Source organism: Paenibacillus sp. F4 (assembly GCF_002894905.1).
Lineage (GTDB): Bacteria > Bacillota > Bacilli > Paenibacillales > Paenibacillaceae > Paenibacillus > Paenibacillus polymyxa_B.
The window spans coordinates 27093-46579 of the sequence record NZ_POVS01000019.1 but is presented as its reverse complement, the minus strand read 5'-3'; the positions used below and the strand labels follow the sequence as shown (position 1 = coordinate 46579).

General features: G+C 48.4%; 19 protein-coding genes. 17 read left to right on the top strand and 2 right to left on the bottom strand.

The features are described 5' to 3' along the window. Nucleotides 1–156 precede the first annotated feature (156 nt). The 13 genes from C1T21_RS22190 to C1T21_RS22130 all read left to right on the top strand — a co-directional run bounded on the left by C1T21_RS22190 (nucleotide 157) and on the right by C1T21_RS22130 (nucleotide 13880). Nucleotides 157–1182, top strand: a complete 1026-nt coding sequence (locus tag C1T21_RS22190) for an ATP-grasp domain-containing protein (RefSeq protein ID WP_103049769.1) — start codon at nucleotides 157–159, stop codon at nucleotides 1180–1182. Nucleotides 1183–1335: 153 nt separating this feature from the next. Continuing rightward, on the top strand, nucleotides 1336–1518 hold the full coding sequence (locus C1T21_RS22185; protein WP_180984634.1) for a hypothetical protein: 183 nt from the start codon (nucleotides 1336–1338) through the stop codon (nucleotides 1516–1518). Further along, nucleotides 1511–3211, top strand: coding sequence for an IucA/IucC family protein (locus C1T21_RS22180; RefSeq protein ID WP_258012592.1), 1701 nt, complete (start codon nucleotides 1511–1513; stop codon nucleotides 3209–3211). The genes C1T21_RS22185 and C1T21_RS22180 overlap by 8 nt, the downstream gene beginning before the upstream one ends. Continuing rightward, on the top strand, nucleotides 3199–4983 hold the full coding sequence (locus C1T21_RS22175) for an IucA/IucC family protein (RefSeq protein ID WP_103049767.1): 1785 nt from the start codon (nucleotides 3199–3201) through the stop codon (nucleotides 4981–4983). The genes C1T21_RS22180 and C1T21_RS22175 overlap by 13 nt, the downstream gene beginning before the upstream one ends. Further along, the gene (locus C1T21_RS22170; RefSeq protein WP_103049766.1) at nucleotides 4980–5756 is read left to right on the top strand and encodes an HpcH/HpaI aldolase family protein; all 777 of its coding nucleotides are present in this window, start codon (nucleotides 4980–4982) and stop codon (nucleotides 5754–5756) included. The genes C1T21_RS22175 and C1T21_RS22170 overlap by 4 nt, the downstream gene beginning before the upstream one ends. After that, on the top strand, nucleotides 5753–7006 hold the full coding sequence (locus tag C1T21_RS22165; RefSeq protein WP_103049765.1) for a type III PLP-dependent enzyme: 1254 nt from the start codon (nucleotides 5753–5755) through the stop codon (nucleotides 7004–7006). Before C1T21_RS22170 ends, C1T21_RS22165 begins: the two co-directional genes overlap by 4 nt. Then, nucleotides 6966–8807 (top strand): IucA/IucC family protein, encoded by a 1842-nt coding sequence (locus C1T21_RS22160; RefSeq protein WP_103049764.1) that lies wholly within the window; start codon nucleotides 6966–6968, stop codon nucleotides 8805–8807. Before C1T21_RS22165 ends, C1T21_RS22160 begins: the two co-directional genes overlap by 41 nt. A 218-nt stretch (nucleotides 8808–9025) precedes the next feature. Further along, nucleotides 9026–9367 carry an iron-sulfur cluster biosynthesis family protein gene (locus C1T21_RS22155; RefSeq protein ID WP_103049763.1) on the top strand — a complete coding sequence of 114 codons (342 nt, stop codon included), beginning with the start codon at nucleotides 9026–9028 and terminating at the stop codon, nucleotides 9365–9367. A gap of 207 nt (nucleotides 9368–9574) precedes the next feature. Continuing rightward, a complete protein-coding gene (locus tag C1T21_RS22150) occupies nucleotides 9575–10132 on the top strand; it encodes an SLOG family protein (RefSeq protein WP_103049762.1) in 558 nt (185 codons plus the stop codon). A gap of 157 nt (nucleotides 10133–10289) precedes the next feature. Next, nucleotides 10290–12155 (top strand): rhamnogalacturonan lyase, encoded by a 1866-nt coding sequence (locus tag C1T21_RS22145; RefSeq protein ID WP_374703732.1) that lies wholly within the window; start codon nucleotides 10290–10292, stop codon nucleotides 12153–12155. Between the two features lie 175 nt (nucleotides 12156–12330). Beyond that, nucleotides 12331–12564 carry a hypothetical protein gene (locus C1T21_RS22140; protein ID WP_025722924.1) on the top strand — a complete coding sequence of 78 codons (234 nt, stop codon included), beginning with the start codon at nucleotides 12331–12333 and terminating at the stop codon, nucleotides 12562–12564. Between the two features lie 111 nt (nucleotides 12565–12675). Next, nucleotides 12676–13545 (top strand): DL-endopeptidase inhibitor IseA family protein, encoded by an 870-nt coding sequence (locus C1T21_RS22135; RefSeq protein WP_103049760.1) that lies wholly within the window; start codon nucleotides 12676–12678, stop codon nucleotides 13543–13545. An 89-nt stretch (nucleotides 13546–13634) separates the two neighbouring features. Continuing rightward, nucleotides 13635–13880 carry an HPr family phosphocarrier protein gene (locus C1T21_RS22130; RefSeq protein WP_023987189.1) on the top strand — a complete coding sequence of 82 codons (246 nt, stop codon included), beginning with the start codon at nucleotides 13635–13637 and terminating at the stop codon, nucleotides 13878–13880. 86 nt (nucleotides 13881–13966) lie between these two features. On the opposite strand, the gene C1T21_RS22125 is transcribed toward C1T21_RS22130, so the two are convergent. After that, on the bottom strand, nucleotides 13967–14755 hold the full coding sequence (locus C1T21_RS22125; protein ID WP_103049759.1) for a formate/nitrite transporter family protein: 789 nt from the start codon (nucleotides 14753–14755) through the stop codon (nucleotides 13967–13969). 89 nt (nucleotides 14756–14844) lie between these two features. Then, nucleotides 14845–15627 (bottom strand): Cof-type HAD-IIB family hydrolase, encoded by a 783-nt coding sequence (locus C1T21_RS22120; protein ID WP_103049758.1) that lies wholly within the window; start codon nucleotides 15625–15627, stop codon nucleotides 14845–14847. A 198-nt stretch (nucleotides 15628–15825) separates the two neighbouring features. On the opposite strand from C1T21_RS22120, the gene C1T21_RS22115 reads away from it, so the two are divergent. The 4 genes from C1T21_RS22115 (at nucleotide 15826) to C1T21_RS22100 (ending at nucleotide 19435) form a co-directional block, all read left to right on the top strand. After that, complete coding sequence (locus tag C1T21_RS22115) at nucleotides 15826–16857, top strand: WXG100 family type VII secretion target (RefSeq protein ID WP_103049757.1); 1032 nt, start codon at nucleotides 15826–15828, stop codon at nucleotides 16855–16857. A gap of 245 nt (nucleotides 16858–17102) precedes the next feature. Beyond that, nucleotides 17103–17864: an SH3 domain-containing protein gene (locus C1T21_RS22110; RefSeq protein WP_103049756.1), complete on the top strand. Its 762-nt coding sequence runs from the start codon at nucleotides 17103–17105 to the stop codon at nucleotides 17862–17864. 16 nt (nucleotides 17865–17880) lie between these two features. Beyond that, nucleotides 17881–18429 carry a YcxB family protein gene (locus tag C1T21_RS22105; protein WP_103049755.1) on the top strand — a complete coding sequence of 183 codons (549 nt, stop codon included), beginning with the start codon at nucleotides 17881–17883 and terminating at the stop codon, nucleotides 18427–18429. A 58-nt stretch (nucleotides 18430–18487) separates the two neighbouring features. Next, a complete protein-coding gene (locus C1T21_RS22100; protein WP_103049754.1) occupies nucleotides 18488–19435 on the top strand; it encodes an ATP-grasp domain-containing protein in 948 nt (315 codons plus the stop codon). Nucleotides 19436–19487 lie beyond the last annotated feature (52 nt).

Genomic DNA, 19487 nt, shown 5'->3' with positions numbered 1-19487 from the left:
TTCCTTAAAAGCTTATTATTGACAAGGTTACTGAAATTGCCATAAAATAGATTTTGTTTGAAACTGATAATCATTATCAATATTGTTTCCATCAAATCAATCCGATGAAAGCACAACCAGGAGCGAACGCCTTCATTCGGTCGGGGAGGATTTCCATTGTTTCCGAAAGGAATTCATAATCTGCAAAACCGACTCATCATAAGCAAAGCAAGAGAAATGGGAATAACCTGCGAGCCACTTCTCGCAGAATGTGAAGATTTTCTGGAATTGTCCTATGGGGACAAGCGCAGAGTCATTAATAAAACCAGATCGCATCGTCTGCCCTTGATCGCTGGACTGCTCGCCAAGAACAAGCAGGTATGTAATATGCTACTGCATGAGCGGGGAATGCCTGTGCCGCCGTTTATCGTTATCGAGGCAATGGGTGACAAGGCAACGCAGTTTCTGAAACTGCATCGTTCCGTTGTAGTGAAGCCGCTGGACGCAAGCGGCAGTGTAGGTGTGACACTGGACGTTCGAACAAACGAGGAACTGGAAGTGGCTATTGCCCGGGCGGGTCTCCATAGTAACAGCATCATGCTGCAGCAATTCGTAACGGGTGTGGATTACAGGGTACTGGTCATTAACGGGGAAGTGGCGGCAGTAAATGAGTATCGACCTGTCTATGCAGAAGGAGACGGCACCTCAACCATCCGGGCGTTGATTCGAATGTTGAATCAGCAGCGAATCCAGCAGACCAGTATAGGGGAGTTTGCGGCCTTTCCCAAGATTGATGAAGACGCAGAGCCTTTGCGAGAGGTTCTGCTAGGACAGGGAGTCACGCTGGAGGAGGTACCTGCGGCAGGAAGAGAAATTGAGCTATATGATCTTCGCAATTCGGCCGCCGGAAACATCAGTGAGTTTTATGTGGACTGTACGGAAGCGATTTTTCCTGACAATGCACAAATGGCAATTAAAGCCGCAGGAGCTCTCCAAATTGATGTGGCTGGCATTGATATTCGTTGTGAGGATATCCGCCAGCCGCTGACAGCAGATCAGGGAGGCATTCTGGAAGTCAACGCATTGCCGGACCTGACACACCATGTCTTTCCCTTTGGGGGGACCACACGTGATGTCGTCCGATTGTACCTGGAGTATCTTTTTCAGATGGAACATCATTTCGAAAAGTCAATTGCAGAATAAGGGCAATTCATTGCCTGTTGTGGCTCAATGTCCCGCTTACTTTGTTCTCCCTCCTATGGTGTGGTCGGTATATACGGATGTGCGTGCCCACCCACCACAAGCGGTGGCATCCATCCAGCATTCTGCTGCTGGTCAGCAGTGTAGGTACTCTGGATGATTAGTCTGCTAATGGTTCAACGGGTCAGAACACCAGCAGATACGGCCAGATGGGCGGCACTGAAAGAGATTAGTATGGGTCTCGGCTGTGCCATCCTGTTGACCTTGTCCCTCGTTTTATTTATAACCCGAAAGAAGGTTGGCAACATTGTTCGAGATGGAAAACAGGCTCATGTCTGAAGCAGAGCAGCAGGCGAATATACACTCTTGCAAACTGCTGCTCAATTGTTATATCCGGGAGCTTGCGGTGGAGAAGGAGGGCGACATTCAGATTGATCCGAATGCGATGACGTACGCAGTTGCTTTTCAGGCCAGCGGGGTGATGATAACCGGACAATTAGCGTATTACTCGGCTATGGGTGAGCATGAGTACCGAAGCATACAACAGCGCGGGCAAGCGGTGCATTATCAGGACCTGGTTCGCTGGATCACACGGGAGCTGAGTGAAGACACGGCGTATAGAAACAGCCGGCATGAGCAAGGCAGATTGACCCATGCGGCTGATGTGCGTGATTTTGCGGAAAAGGTAGATAACAGCGTGAATAATCTTGCGCTGTATATCGAGCAGGCTGCTGGACTTGGCATATATGATTACTGTACTTCCGAACAGTCTCTGGTATATGGGCATCCCTTTCACCCGTTTCCGAAAAACTCCAAAGGCTTCACCGAACACGACGTACGGATGTACAGCCCAGAACTGCGTACCTCGTTCCAACTCTGTTACGTTGCTGTGAGGAAGGATGTGTACATGCAGGAATGGGTGGATGATCACACTAGGATCAATCTGCATGCCAGCCTGCACGGGCATGTGGAACAAGCTTGGGAAGCAGAGTGCGGTGAGCATGGGGATGAGTATGAACTACTGCCTATCCATCCCTGGCAGTATGCGTACGTGTTGGGCTTGTCCGAGGTCCAGCAGTATATTCTGGACAAGAAACTCATTCCGATGGGCAGCGGCGGGCCGAAGGCCTACCCGACCTCCTCGGTACGCACCGTCTATATTCCAGAGCTGAATTGCAATATCAAGCTGTCGCTGAACATGCAGATTACCAACATGATTCGCACCAATAGTGCGGAGCAGATGCGAAGGACGCTGGACGCCTCCAGGTACGTCAGGCAGCAGAATTGCTTCGGTGCAGATCAGCATACGCAGATTGCCTATGAGACAGGTGTAGCCACTTGTGACTTTCAGGAGGGAGAATTAACGAGTCTGTTTACCGTCGCATACAGACCGATTGAGTTTGACCCGGAATGTACATATGTCCTGTCGAGTCTGGTAGAAGCCCCCTTGCCGGGAATGCGATCACGACTTATGACGATGCTGGGTGGCGTACATGCTGAAGCCGAACGCTGGTTTGCACGTTATCTGACCTTGTCTTTGCTGCCCATTGTACGAGCGGCCGGAGAGCGCGGCATTCACTTTGAAGCTCACTTGCAAAATACTCTCGTGACGCTAAGGGACGGAATGCCTGAGGCATTTATCGTGCGTGACTTGGAAGGAGTCAGTGTCGATGCGGAGTTGATCCATGAGGAGGATACCGATCCCTCCAGATTGCTGTTTTATCCACGGGACAAGGCTTGGGCGAGGACATCCTATTACTTTATCATCAATCATCTGGGTTCCCTCATTCATGCGATGGCAAGGGATGTGAACGTACCGGAGGAGCATTTCTGGGCAGAGGTCCGTGAGGTGCTGGTGAAGGAACTAGATCGAACTGGAAACGTGTATGTGCAGCATTTGCTGACCGCGGACAGTTTTCTGGCGAAACAAAATCTGGTGAGCTGTCTCAGGGGGATCAGTCAGACCCCGGCGTATGTGCCGGTGAGCAATATAATGAACCGAATAGGGAGTGAAGTGGCGTGGGGTTCATAGGGTACAGGGCTGAGAAAGGTCACAAGACGGCAGTATACACGGATGTACAGGAACGGATCATGCGGCAAACGCTGGAAGCCATGTGGTTCGAGGGTATCCTTGACTGTAAGGTGGATGGGAACGAATGGCGCGCTGTGGGGCGGAATACGTCAGGGCAGGCTGTGACATACAGCTGTGAGGCGGAGCAGAAATTTTCATTTGGCCGAGTGAAGGTGGCGAAGGGCTCGATTCGAAGAGAGGGCGTGCCCTGCACCGATCTGGATCTGTTTCTGGAGGAAATGGTACTGAACCTTCTGGAGGGTGTGAATGTGACGGCCTTCATTCAGGAATTGCTGGAGACGATGGCGAAGGACAGCCAGTGCCGGGCTTTGCTGCCTGAGAAGATTCCGGATAAAGACCGGCACTATGATGCCCTCGAAAGCCATATGAGCGATGGTCATCTTTACCATCCAAGCTACAAGTCGAGGCTTGGCTTCACCCTAAAAGACAATCTTGCCTATGGTCCAGAGTTTAACTCGGATGTGACCGTATTCTGGATTGCCGTGAAAGAAGGACTTGTGCAAACGGCTCTCTCCACAGGCTACACGTCAGAACAGTTGGTGAGACAACATCTCACAGAGGCGGATATCAGCCGGTTTAATCGGATGCTTCAGTCGGAAGACACGGAGGGTAATCGCTATATATTCATTCCTGTTCATCCATGGCAATGGGAACACCAGCTGGAATCGGTGTTTGCCCGGCAACGAATGGACAGAGATATCGTTTTTCTAGGCCCTTCGGCATCAGCTTATCGCGCCCAGCAGTCCATTCGTTCCCTGTCGAACCGAATGAATCCAGAAGCGTCTTATCTCAAGCTGGCACTGAGTATTACCAATACGTCCAGTACACGTATTCTCGCACAACACACGACCCAGAATGCACCGCTAATCAGCGACTGGCTGGAAGCACTCATTCGAGAGGATGAGTTGTTGCAACGGGAAGAGTTTGCCATTCTGAAAGAGATCATGGGACTCTCGCTCCGGTACGAGAATTTGCCTGCAATCCAGTATGGACGGGCGTATGGCACAATAGGGGCGATCTGGCGTGAAAATGTATCTGTTCATCTGCAAGAAGGCGAGACAGCCTGGCCCTTAAATGCACTTATGCTGGTACAGTCGAACGGGGTACCGTTTATCCAGGGTGCGGTTGAGCATCATGGTATTCAGAAGTGGAGTGAAGCCCTCGTTCGAACGGTATCGCTGCCCATTATTCATCTGCTCTATGCACACGGCATCGCGCTGGAATCGCATGCCCAGAATATCATCCTGGTGCTGGAAAATGATCTGCCGAAACGGATCATCATCAAGGACCTTCATGATGGTGTCCGCTATGTACCCGAGAAGCTGCTGAATCCAGAACGAGCCCCGAAGCTGCACCCCGAACCGGAGACCCATCGCAAATTCAATCGGTATTCCTTTATCTACGCGGGTGATGTGTCGGAAGTCCGGGACTACACGTATGATGCGTTCTTTTTTATCTGCATGACGGATATTGCGCTGACGCTGGAGAATTTCGGTCTGACGGAAGAAGCGTTCTGGCAGCTGTGCGCGGCCACGATTGTGGACTATCAGCAGGAGCACCCGGAGTACGAGGAGCGGTTCGACTGGTTTGATCTTTTTGCCGAGGATGCGCTGATTGAAGAGATGACCAAGCGCCGCCTGTATGGGGATGGGGAGCTGTATTTCCGTAAGGTCAGCAATCCGCTGAAGTTGGCGAAGGATGTTCTCGGATGAGAACCAACACGCTGAAGGAGAAAATTGAACGTAAACAGCCGGTGTTTGGTCTTTTTGTCTCCATTCCGCATCCGGTCATCATCGAGATGATTGGACATGCGGAGTATGATTTTGTAATTATCGACCTGGAACATGCCGCAACGAATATGGAATCGGTGGAAGAGCTGGTTCGTGCTGCGGAGCTGGCAGGGATGACCCCGCTGGTACGCATCTCGAAGGTAGAGCGAGCAGAGATTCTAAAGGTATTGGACTGCGGCGCACAAGGCATCGTCATACCTCATGTGGAACAGCGGGAGCAGGTGGAGGAAGCGGTTCGTCATGCGTATTATCATCCGCTTGGCATGCGGAGTCTGAACAGTGGGCGTCCGGGGGTATTCGGCAAGTATCCACTCACCGGGTATATTCAGGAAGCGAATGAACAGGTGATGGTTGTACCGATGATCGAAAGTGTGGAGGGCGTCCGGCAAAGTGCGAGTATTCTGTCTCATCCCCAGGTGAGCTGGGTACTAGAGGGGGCGGCAGACCTGTCGCAATCACTTGGCGTACCGTGGCAGACGGAACATCCAGACGTGCAGCGTGCGCTAGGCGCATTATACGAAGCCGCGAAGCAGTGCCAGGTACCGTATGCAACGGTGACCAGAAGCAAGGAAGGCATGGCGTTGTGGGCCGAACGGGGGGTATACATATACGTGTTGGGCGATGACCGGAATACGGCTTTTCGGGCGTACGAACAGAAACGGAATGACTATGGAAATGCGGGTGGACTGATATGAAATCAAGCGTATGGAATATGATTCATGAACTGCAAAGGGATAGTGAAGACCCGGTATGTGCTTATGTCTACGATCTGGCTGGTATTCAGAAGCAGGTCCGTCACATGCTGCACACGCTGTCCAGTGGCACGCGGCTATTCTATGCCATAAAGGCCAATCCAGATCCCCGAATTATTGAGGCTTTGCTACCCTGGGTTCACGGGTTCGAGGTAGCTTCCATTGGTGAGTTGCTCAAGGTGAGGAGTGTAAGTAGCGAGGTTCCAATCCTGTTTGGCGGTCCGGGGAAAAAGGAGAATGAGTTGAAGCAGGCTATCGAGCATCAGGTGAGTTTTATTCATGTGGAGAGTCTGCTGGAACTGCGGCGTGTCATCGCCATTGCTACAAGAAGAGAGAAGGAAGTCCGCATTCTGCTGCGGATCAATCTGAGAAGCAGCACATTGCCACGGACCCGGATTGTAATGGGCGGTGGTCCGAGTCCATTCGGCATGGATGAGGAGAGCGTGGAGGAAGCAGTCCGGGTCATTCGTGAGGAAGGCGCGGGTTCGGTGCATTTATGCGGATTTCATTTTCACTCGTTATCGAACAATGTGGACGCAAGACTGCATGCCGAGATGATCGAGCTGTATTTGCAAAAGGTGGAGATGTGGCAGCAGGCATATGACCTGCATCTTGAAGTAATTAACGCTGGAGGCGGGTTTGGTGTCACATATGATGGTAGCCCCGGGTTCGACTGGTCCCTGTTCACATCCCTGATTGAGCGAAGTGAAGCTAGAGGGCACCTTGCTTCACGCGGCATACAGTTGTATTTCGAGCCGGGTCGCATGCTTGTCGCTGACCACGGTTATTATGCGGCAGAGGTTACGGATATCAAAACATCGCATGGTCAGCATTTTGCCGTGTTGAGAGGAGGCACACATCATAATCGTTTGCCCGCATCATGGGGACACAACCATCCGTTTCACATTATGTCTACGGACCGTTGGGGGCATTCGTTTGCAAGACCAGAGGTACGGGACAACAAAGTTCACGTGGTCGGAGAACTGTGCACACCCAAGGATCGTATGCATTCAGATGCGGAAGTAGAGCGGCTACGTGTAGGCGATATTGTTGTGTTCGAGAAGTCGGGAGCCTATTGCTGGACCATCTCGCATCATGATTTTCTGGGTCATCCGCACCCTGTATTCTATTATTTGACGGAGGACAACAACTATGTCAACAGTGATGAAGCGTGCCAGTCTGCAAGACGCTGAGCGCCGGATTATGGAGGATCTGATCAATGCATTTCTGGCCGAGCAATTGCTTCCGCTGGAAGGGCATCCGTTCATTGAACTCTCTACTTCCCCAGAACCGTTCCGCCGAATGTTTCTGGGGGATGAGAATGGAACAGGTAGGCATAGTGGACAGCTTATGCTGCATCTGAAAGGGATTTTGTTTCTGGTGGAAGCAGGCAAAAGGCAGGGATATCAATGGGTACAAGGTTCACCTGTCTATGGAGAGACACCGGATGGAGGCTGGAAGCTTCTTGAATCTCCAGCAGTCGTAGGACAGGCTGTGCTTCGGATGACGCTTTCCGATGAAGCATATGCGCATCCCGGGGTTGCGGAATTCTTGGCAGGCGTGGAAATAGCCACCGAGCAATTGACACTGGGACTCCAGCAGGTGCAAGGACTGGGAGAACAAGTTCCGTTCAATGCATACGATTGGTTTATCAAGGGAGAGCAGGTTGCAGCGCTGCGAGATCGTCCATTTCACCCCAGCTCCAAGGCCAAGGTGGGATTCACGGAAGCGGATGTGACCCGGTATGCAGCGGAATTCAGGAAGGAGATTCCGCTGCGATGGGTGGCGGTGCGTTGGGATGCCGTACAACAGGGATGTGAGGAAGGACTGTCCACACTGGATATACTGGATGAAGAACAGCGGAGCAGGCTGGAAGCAGAATTGGCCCGGAAGGGCCTGAATCTGCAAGAATACATGCCCATGCCAGTACATCCGTGGCAGATGGAGCATATCATCTTGCCGCGTTTTACCGGAGAGATCGCGGACGGTACCATCGTTGTACTGGATATTGAATTGGGAGAGGTTCAGGCGACATCGTCCCTGCGCTCGATGGCCCCGATGGAGGAATCCACACAGATGCTCAAGCTTCCGGTCAGTGTGTTGTCTCTCGGGGCCGCCCGCTATCTCCCGGTGGTGAAGCTGCTAAATGGTCTGGCTGGGGAGAAGATGTTACGACAGGCGGTGGCCTGCGATGAATCGCTCACAGCTAAAGTGTGGCTCTGCGAGGAACGGAACTGGTGGGGATACATGCCTGAATCCATGGGATTGTTCGATGATCATCCTCGCCATTTGGCCGCCCAGATTCGCATCTATCCGCCAAAGTTGCTGGAAGAAGGTGTGCAGGTCATTCCCATGGCTGCGCTTGGGGTGACGCTGGAAGGTCGCCATATGTTATCCGACCTGCTGGGCAGAGAGTTAACCAGTGAAGAGGTTATAGGATTCTACACCGATCTGACGGCGTTATTCTATGATGTGGTGATGCGGCTGTTCAAGGTAGGCGTTGTACCCGAAATTCACGGTCAGAACTGCTGCGTGGTCCTGCAGGACGGACAGGTGAACGGCCTGTTATTCCGTGACCACGACTCCGTACGTTTGCATCAGCCGTATCTGGACAAACACGGCATTGCAGACCCGGGTTATCATATCCGGCCAGGATACTCGAACAGCTTGTATAATGAGACGATCCGCAAGCTGATCTTCTACGTGCAGTCGCTGGGCACGCAGGTGAACCTAGCTGCGATTATGGAAGCGCTAAGCGAGGTGTATCCTATCCCTGAAGCGAAGTTATGGGATATCACCGAGCAGGCGTGGAAGGAAGCGCTACGGGTGGTGCCGCTTCCCGAAGCTGACCGGGCCGAGCTGCTCCAAGCGGTATTCGAGAGCAGGGATTGGCCGGTGAAGCTCATTGTCCGTCCGCTGCTTGAAGCGGACGGGGTGCCTGGGGCGATGCCATCGGGCAAAGGCACAGGTCATAATCCTTTTTACAAAGGATAGAAGTTGTGACTAGAATGTTGGTTTAGATAAGATGAGAGATGACGGAGGTGACCCGGTGTAATCGGGTTGCCTTTTTATGTAAGAGTTCATTGATAGCAGTGAGTGCAGTCACATAGACACATACGAAAACATGACTATAATGAACACATAGTTAAAATTTAGTCTTTATGGAGCTGACGGCTCCAAACATCTCACTTACAAAGGAGAGAATTCATCTCATGAGCATACATTTAGAATTGGATTCCTTGTCCGTTGAAAGGCTGGAATTGGCCCTTTCAGGACGACCAGGAATGTTCAAGTTGTTTTATGACACCGAGGATTGTGGATGCAATGGCGTACTCGTCATCTTGGTTGTCACTACACCGAATGCAACTGATAAAGTAGTTCAGTCTGAGCCTTATTCTTTTTGGGTAGATCAGCAGCAGGAGCAGCAGTTCGATAGCAGAATGCGGCTTGAGGCAGACCCTAGTTACCCGTCATTCAAGCTAAGTAGTGATGCCGGTATATTTAGTAGCAACATTAGAATTAAAGATGTCCGCATAAAATCGTCTGAGGAGTGATATGGAATGGAAAAGGATAATAGCGATGGGTAAACCATCCATTCAGAACTAGTACCAAACTCTAAAAGACGAACCTGATCCAGCCCAATTGGAAGAGGTTCGTTTTTTGCGTTATATTCACTTCGTTCTTCCAAAAAACGAAGTTTAGTGGCCTGCTCTGAAGTGGTACAATAACCTTTATGATAATCGGAGAAGGACGTTGAGAAGATGAAAAACTTGCTCGTTTCGGGCTATCGTGCCCATGAGCTGAATATTTTCAGTCAGAAGCACGAAGGCATTCCATACATTAAAAAGGCGATTGCAGGCAGGCTTATTCCCCTGATCGAAGAAGGGCTGGAATGGGTGATTACCCCCGGTCAATACGGGGTGGACTTGTGGGCCTGTGAGGTCGTTACTGCACTAAAACAGCAATATCCCCACCTAAAATGCTCTATTATGATGGCTTATCAAAATATGGAAGAAAAATGGAAAGAGAACAAAAAGGAATATTTTCAGCAGATTTGTGCCGAAGTTGACTATGTGGGAGTAGTCAGCCGCCAGCCTTATCAGGGAATATGGCAACTCAAGGCACGGGATGAACTTCTTTTCCGCAAAACAGACGGTTTATTACTTGTTTACGATGAGGATGCGGGAGAGGGCAGCCCACGTTTTATGAAGGAACTTGCATTGAAAAAACAACAGGCAGAGGGCTATCAGTATATCAGCATCAGTTCGGAGGATATCCAGGGCATTGCGGATGAAGAACGATTATTCATGGACCTCTGATTTTTAAAGCATTAGCCCGGATTTTTGAACAAAAAGGACGTATTCGTCCCTTTACATTAATGTAAGCGCTATCATAAAATTTAAACAACAATAACTTATCAGTCACATAAAATAAATTTATTGAAAATACAAACCATGAAAGGAGCTAATGATTCAGATGAACAAAAGGTTTCGGTATACTGCGTTGCTCTGTCTCGGTGTAATGTTGAGTGGAGTGGTCACCCCGATGGATAGTCAGGTCTCTGCTGCCTCTACGAGGCAAATGGAAAAGCTGAACCGGGGAGCCGTCGCCGTTAAGGTGCCTGAGGGTGTACTGGTGAGCTGGCGCTTGCTGGGCACGGAAGCGGATTCGGTCGGCTTTAATTTGTACAGAGGGACAAGCAAGGTGAACGATGCGCCGATTACATCGAGAACCAACTTTTTGGACAAGGCAGGTACGACCTCATCTTCGTATACCGTTCGTGCCGTGGTCAATGGAGCGGAGCAGGCCGCTTCTCCTGCGGTGAAGGTATGGAACAACAACTACCTGGATGTTCCGATCCAGCAGCCCGCGGGAGACACAACTCCGGATAATGTGAATTACACGTACCATGCCAATGATGCCAGCGTAGGGGATCTCGATGGAGATGGCGAGTATGAGATTGTGTTAAAATGGGACCCTTCCAATGCCAAGGATAATTCGCAATCCGGTTATACGGGAAATGTATTTTTGGATGGCTACGAGCTGGATGGAACACGCAAATGGCGGATCGACCTGGGACGGAACATACGGGCTGGAGCCCACTACACGCAATTTCTCGTCTACGATTTTGATGGAGATGGCAAAGCAGAGATCGTATGTAAAACAGCAGACGGCACGGTAGATGGTGCAGGTGTAAAGATTGGGGACGCTTCGGCTGATCATCGAAACACGAGCGGATATATTTTGCAAGGTCCCGAGTTTTTAACTGTGTTCTCAGGTGATACAGGCAAGGCTCTTAGTACGATTGACTATGTGCCACCGCGCGGAACGGTATCGAGCTGGGGAGATAATTATGGTAACCGTGTGGATCGTTTTCTCGCCGGGGTTGCTTATCTGGATGGCGTGAGACCCAGCATTGTGATGGCACGTGGTTATTACACCCGTTCCGTTCTGGTCGCATATGATTGGCGGAACGGGAACCTGAGCCGACGCTGGACCTTTGACAGCAACAGCTCCACCAATGCTGGAACGGCTGGACAGGGGAACCACAGTTTGAGCGTGGCGGATGTGGATGGAGATGATAAGGATGAGATCGTGTATGGCTCGCTGGTTGTAGACGATAACGGAGCGAAGCTGGCTAACACGGGGATGGGACATGGAGATGCACTTCATGTTGGCGATCTGGACCCCGACCGTTCAGGTTATGAAGTGTTCAAGGTGAACGAGGACAAAAATGCTACCTACGGAGCTGCCATGTACGACCCGCGTAATGGAAATATTTTATGGGGCGTAAATACAGGCAAGGATACCGGAAGAGGCATGTCAGCAGACATTGACCCGCGGACCAAAGGGAACGAGCAGTGGGCACCGGGTATTGGGTTGCGTTCAGCCAAGGGACAGCTCATCACCAACACGCTACCGTCTTCCATTAATTTTGGCATCTGGTGGGATGGGGATCTCCTCCGTGAACTGCTGGATCATACCTCATCAAGCGCTGGAAAGATAGACAAGTGGAACTATACGAACTCGACTACTTCCAACTTGCTTACGGCAACAGGAACGAGTTCCAATAACGGAACCAAAGGAACGCCGTCCTTGCAGGTCGATCTGTTCGGTGACTGGCGTGAGGAAGTCATTTGGCGTAAAAGTGATAATTCGGCGCTGCGTATCTACACAACACCATACGAGTCAGAACATCGATTCTATACGCTTATGCATGATCCAGTGTATCGCCTGAGTGTTGCCTGGCAGAACGTAGCTTATAATCAGCCGCCGCACACCGGGTTTTATCTCGGAGAAGGGATGTCCAAGCCCCAGCAGCCGAATATATATACTCCTTGAGATGTCGTTCGACAGTAGTCTGAAAGCAGGTAGAATGAACAAAAACAGAGAGGGCTCCTGGCTAATTGGAGCTCTTTTTGTCATGAGAGCCCAAAAGATAACGTATGATTTTCATAAAAATGGGAACATTAGTTCTTATTGATGGAACATATGTATGAAAAAGGAGGCGGAATCTGTGAGTTCTTTAACGACTGAAGGCATGATCGAGCTCGTAACTAATGTCGGATTCCCTGCTGCATTAAGTCTGATTCTGTTAAAATACATCCTCTTCACTTTGAGTCGCAGATTGGAGGAGCTGGACCGATCTGTTAAGCAACTGTCGCTATCCTTGGAAGAGATGGAGGCAAAGCAGTTGAAACAGTCAGAACAACCGTCCCCGGCAAATACGGACAAACTTCGTGCAGAATGAATAAAAAAAGGCAAATAGAAACAATTTAGCAACCCAATCGAGAAGCGAAATTCTTATAATAGAAACGTGTGCAGTTTATGCAGACATATGATTATGGAGGTGTATATAAGTATGAAAATAAATACGAAGCTATCCGCACTGTGCATTGCGGCCACACTTATGAGCGTGGCACAGGCCGCTGCAGCCGCGCCCGCTGTGACCGCTCCAGCGGAAGCGACGCAACCGAGCGTTGCCAATCCGGCTGCATCCGCTCCGGCCCAGGTGCCAGCACCAGCAGCGTCTGCACCGGCTGCGATGCCAGCCCCGGCGCAAGCGCCGTCGGTTCCAGCAGCCTCGACCCCGGCTGCAGCTGCAGGTTCTGCCAAAGCCGCTACACCAGTAGCTCCGTCTGCACCAGCACAGCGTCCATCTACATCGGTAGCACCAGCGGCTGCTCCGTCCGTACCGTCGACTGTGAAGCCGTCTAAGCCACAACAGCCGTCCACTTCGGCGCCAGCAGCCGCGGCTACCAGTGTGAAACCGACGCAGCTGGACAAGCTGAACCACGAGAGTGCGGTTCCGCTTGTGCTGGAGGCGCAGTCTCGCTATCAATATGCGATCAGTGGAGGCAGCCCGGTGGGTGAGGCGTTCCAGTTGAATGGTAAAAGCTACCGCTATCTGTCCGAGGACATCGGCACGAAGACCAAGCTGATCAGCTATCTAACGCAGGCCTACACAAAGCAAGCGAGTGAGCAATTTGTCGGTAAATTTTTCGTTGAAGTTAACGGCAGATTAGCTCAGTTGAACGCAGATGGTGGCAATTTGCTCGAGTTCAGCCGGGCTACGGCGAAAATGGTAACCATGACTCCGGTGAAGCGCAGCTACCTGCTGACCGTGCCTTATCCGGCAGAAACCAAGCAGGCGAATGCGAAAATCACCGTGAACTTTGAAAAGGTCGGTAGCTACTGGAAAATTAGCTCCGCGCCGCATGTCATTTTCTAAATTAAGATTTTGCAACAGGCTTCATATGGGGTAAAGTGATGTTAAGGCTTGTTTTGTAAGCCCCAATTCAATGCAGGGAGTGCTATGCAATGATGACACCCATCAAGGTAAAAGACGTTAAGGATATTGAAAAAATCAATCAAATCGTTTCGAATTATACCTATGATATCTGGATTCATGGCAAAAGCGGCATGGCAGATGCCAAATCCATTTTAGGCATGTATGTGCTGAAGCTGGATGAGCCGCTAACTCTGGTTGTACCTGACAATGTTAATCCCAAGAAGCTGTTCAAGGAGTTGGAGGAGTTTATCCATTTTCCTGCTCAAGAAGGATAAAAGGCAAGAAACTTGTAAACACTGGATGATCTATTACTAAAATAACGCAAAGAAGCCGTGGAACCTAAGTTCCACGGCTTCTTTTTTTAGTGTTCTTTCTCGTCCAAAAACGGGAGATTCACCGAATAGTACATAACCCCCATAAGCAGCACGCCACCAACCAGATTTCCGAGCGTAACCGGAACGAGATTATGGATCACGCCGGCGACAGAAACCGTACCCGGATGGTCCAGCACGAGCGCAATGGCGAAAGTACACATATTAGCCACACTATGCTCATATCCCGAAATGAAAAAGCAGAACACAAACAGCATCATGGCAAACATCTTTGCACCATTTTCCTTCATAAACATGGGAACAAAAAAGGCAAGACAGACCAGCCAATTACACAAAATAGCACGGAAGAATAGCTGCATTGCAGGCGCTTCCATTTTATGCTCAACCACGCTCAGTAGAAAGCTGTTCACGCTGGAGGAGTCAAACAGCCCGGTCAAGTAAATAAGGAGTGCAAATATCCCCGCACCCAGCAAATTACCGCCATAGCTGGCAGCCCATAATCGAAGCACCTGCCCCCAGCGTAGCTTTTTACGGAGCGCAGCATAAGTGTAATAGAAGGTGTTACCTGTAAACAAATCCCCGCCGCCGTAAGCGATCAGAATGATGGCAGCTCCGAACGTAAGTGCCGCCATGGGATAAGTGAATGGAGAATGCTCCATGTAAAAAAAGTTGCCCGTCTTGAAGGCTACAATAACGCCGAACCCGATGAACATACTCGCCAGCATGGAACGTGCCAAATACCGGAGTAGGCTCTGCTTGTAAATTTTGTACTTCTTCATGGCTAGCTGTTCGACATTGCGTAAGCCTTCCGTCTCCATATTTAAGGACAACCTCCTATTTTCTCATATGTAAGTCTTTAAACAGACTTTATTTTTCCCGAAACATGTCCAGTCTATCAGCAATTCTGTTAGCTTAACAAACCAAGCTTTTGCAGTCCGTACAAAATACCGTCTTCATCTGCGCGTTTTGTGACCATTTTAGCTGCGGCTTTGGCTTCATCACAGCCGTTGCCCATCGCGACGCTGTTATGTATAGCTGTCAGCATCTCCACATCATTTAAGCCATCGCCAAAGGCGTATTGATTTTCATCAGCAATGCCCAGTCTGGACGTAATTTCGCGGATGCCCTTCGCTTTGGAGCCAGCATGAGGAACAACGTCCACAGAACTCGGATGCCAGCGCACAAAGTCAAACGCCTTGAATACCGCTTCATAGAAAGGCTCTTCTTCTGCTGTACACATCAACAGCGTCTGATAAATATCTCTTCCCTGGAAATAGAGCGGATCGTATCCAACTGAAATCTTGGCCTTAAGCGTTTGGACCGATTTCTCCACAAGCTCATCGTTAGGAATATTGGCCTTCATGTCCATATGATCCATATAGACGAGAGCATGATTATGTGTGAGGGCCAGATCGGTCATCGCTTGCAAGGCTTCTCTGTTCAACGGATTGGTAGCGACCACTTCCCCGCGAAGCACGACATATTGCCCATTAAAGCTGACGTAGGAGTCAATTTCCAACTGCTCGCGGATATCTTTGAACATAAAAGGCGCACGGCCTGTTGCGATGGCCACCTCATGTCCCAGCTCTTTCAAAGCAAAGACGGCCTTTTCTGCCGTTAACGGCATTTTCTTGTCATCGTCCAGTAACGTACCGTCGATATCAAAAAAGATAATTTTTTTGTCTGACATGTCCATACACCTGACTTTCAATAATGTATTGTCGAAATGAACTCATATGGATTCATTATATCAAAGGAACTGCTTCTGAATACACAAATACGTATAAATCCTCATGAATGTCCGACCTCTATAGCTTACAATATGAAATAAGGATTACTGTAAAATATAATTTCTATCTCCTATTTTCTTAGATGGGATGTGATCACCATGACAAAAATCCAAGTCACACCGGAGCAGCTGGACAGCGTGGCCTCCCAATTTGCCCATGCCCACGGCACACTGTATAACCAGTTAAACGGCCTGGATAGCACAATGAACAGCCTTCACAGCCAGTGGGATGGTATGGAGAGGAACCGTTTTTATAATGACTATCGTACGGCTAAATATACACTTTCTTCTGTATTAAATAAGGTTCAATCCATTGAAATTGAGCTGAAAAGCATCGCTTCGAAGTTTAGAAATGCGGATGGTGAAAGCACACGTGGCTTCTGGACAGCCCTAGCAGCGGCAATGAACGCTAGCGCAGCGCTGGCAGGCAGTGGAGAGGCTAGAGATGCTGGTGGAGAAATTGCCAAGCAGCCCAAAAACATAGACGAATGGGATCAGGCAGACGCGGATAAATATCATCAATATGAGGAGCTACTGAAAAACGCCGAGGCCATCGGCGACAAGCAGGTTATGCAGAAAATTCACGACCAGATGAATGTCCTGCGTCTGCAATATGAGGACTCAGTTCCCCGTACAGATTACAATACAGGAGAGACCTCCAAGATCACGTCCGATTCCCTTGTCGCCGTCACCGAACTGACAGGTAAAGACGGAAGCAAAACGGATATATCTATCGATAAAAAAGGGAATGTTGTGAGTTATGAGCAAAATACGGATAAATACGATTACTGGGTCCAAAAGCATACCCAATCAGCCGGAGAACACGCTCTAGGTAAAACGGCCCAGACCGTCACCGGATATGGAATAGGTCTTATTTTGTCGCGCGGGGCTGGAGTTAGTGGGGCAGGTTCGGGCATCGGTTCTGGCGCAGCCTCCGGGTGGGGGGAACACGTCGTCGGCATTGGCGGCGGCATGCTCAGTGACAAAGTACTCTTCTCTGTACCCGATGAGGGCGAAACCCGTACCATGATCTACCGAACGAATAAAGAAACCGGACATATTGAAAATATGATTATCGTCACCAAAGGTGAGAATGAAATGGAGTATCGCTATTGGGAGGATTATAATTAGGTCTTGAGCTGTGAACGATAATAACGTGAATAAGGAGTATCTATAAAATCTACAGTCTTTTTTCTGAAACAGGTGAGCGGCAGGTGGAAACTGTAAACTCGCTAGCTGGAGAAGTCTGTAGATTTTTTTGTTTACCATTTTTTTCTGAATTCCGATATATTAAATAGATAGAATACATATCCAAGGTAATTTAATTGAATATTCGAAAAAGATTAAAGTACTAGTTTTAGAGGGAGAAATAGTAAATGAAAAAAATCAGAGTCGGCATAATGGGAATAGCTAGTTTAATAATGCTTGCAGGGTGTAACGTACCATCTCAAATTGATATTAATATTAATGACACTAAGGAGCAGTCGAAGCCAAATAAGGTACAAGAAGTCCCCAATTCAGCCCCTTCAGCTTCTGACAATCAAAGTATTACTGGCAGTGCAGCTGCATCTAAGGTTAAAACGACAACTGACAGTACAACTATCACCTCAGAAACATTACAAAAGAAATCAGTAAAATCCAGTTATCCAGTTAAGGAAAACGCGATTGAAGAAGATACGTGGTATTGGCGTATAACAGAGGCACAGGTGAATCTCCGAAAAGGACCCGACATTCACTCTCAATCAATGGCAGTACTTGAGCGTGACGAGGAGCTTGAATATCTTCACCACAAGTACATAGATCCTAATGATGAACGTATCTGGTATGAGGTGCAGACATGGGAAGGAAAAATTGGCTGGGTGAGCAGTCGGGTTATTATCAAGTCTGATGGACGATATTACAGTGGTTATGCGGATACGGAGGAGATCGATTACTGGCAGGTGACCGTGAACCAGGCTAATTTACGAGCAGAGCCATCCATTAGTAGCAAATCTGTTGGTATTGTTCACAATCAAGACTATTTAGAATTTCTACAAGATACAGTGTTGGACCCTAGTGACGGGCGAACTTGGTATCGTGTTGAAACTTCTGATGGTCTAATAGGTTGGATTAGTAGTCGTGTTGTTTTGAGAGGGTAGGGAGAGGAGTTACTATATGCAACAATCAGAGACATTACTGTACAAGTACAGGCTAACATTGAAAGATATCATGTTATTTAATTTTTGTTTGAAGTATCAGAAGTCTACTGGGCTTAAGTTGATGGCATCAATCCAGTTTCTGTTGGTCATTATGGCTACATACAAGCTTATAGTAGATAATGAAGTAGATCCTAATACGATAGCGATGTTCTTCTTTCCATTCTTAGTTTTTGTAATTATTCCTTTCTTTACTATTAAAGAAGTGAAAGCTAACTACCTAAATCATCCACAATGGCCTATTGAGAAAGATTATGAGTTTTCAAAGGAGGGTCTTCATTTTACGTACTCTGCGGGTTACAACTGGGATGAAGTAAAGGGGGTAATTAATACTCTGACTGCCTTTTATATATTGTTGCCTGATCATAAGTTTATATTGATTCCCAAACGGGTTTTTTCTAGTAGACTGGAGGGCCGACAATTCAAAGAAATGTTGAAAACCCAGATCGGATCAGAGAGATGGGATTATAAATTTATAGACAAAATGAGCAAATTAAATAGAAAATGATTGTATTTCTAGTAAATTTAATTGATGCCTAATACGGTTGTTAAAAGGAGGAACTCATATGTATCTTCTATTTTGTAGCGATCCTCTGAATTCTAAAAATGTGGATATGGATTACCGTGAAGAGTGCGAGGTTGCACGGAGTCTTGGTTTTGATACAGGGTTGGTCAATTTCGATAATCTGATTGAGGATGAACGGGAAGAATCAGGGTCTAACCCATATATTGTTTCTAAGAATATACGAGAGTATGTTGCTAAACAGGGAAACGAGTACGTGAACGCGCTATACCGAGGATGGATGTTAAGGCCCAAAGTGTATGATGCTTGGACTGTAGCCTTGGAGGCCGATCGAATCAGGATGCTGACAAGTGCTGAGAGTTATAGGAACTGTCATTATTTTCCTGATTCATACTCGTTAATTCAAAACTTTACGCCTCGAAGTGTATGGCTGGAGCGGGACCAATTGGATGCGGAGTATATTCGAAAGGCGGTCATGCCTTTTGGAAAGACAGCAATAATGGTCAAGGATTTCGTTAAATCACGGAAACATGATTGGCTGGACGCTTGTTATATCCCAGATGCGTCAGATCAGGTGCATGTGGAACGTGTGATTCGTCGTTTTGTTGAACTTCAGGGAAAGGAATTGAATGGAGGAATTGTGTTAAGGGAGTTCGTACCTTTAGAATTTCTTACCCTTCATCCCAAAAGTGGTATGCCCTTGTCTAAAGAATATCGTCTTTTCTTTATGTTCGGAGAGCCTGTTTTTACGGTTAATTACTGGGATGAGGCCGCATATGAGACAGTTCCTACAGATCTGAATGAATTTATTCAGATTGCACGTCAAATCCAAAGTCCGTTTTTCACAATGGATATTGCTCGTACACAAGCAGGGCAATGGATTATTATAGAATTAGGAGATGGACAAGTTTCGGGGCTACCTGAGCACACCGATCTTGAAGCGTTCTATACAAATTTAAAAAAAGCGGTGGTGAACCGTGGATTATGGTAAAAGGCACAGTGCTTCTGTTGAATTGGAAGGCTGTGCCTTTCTATCAACTCTA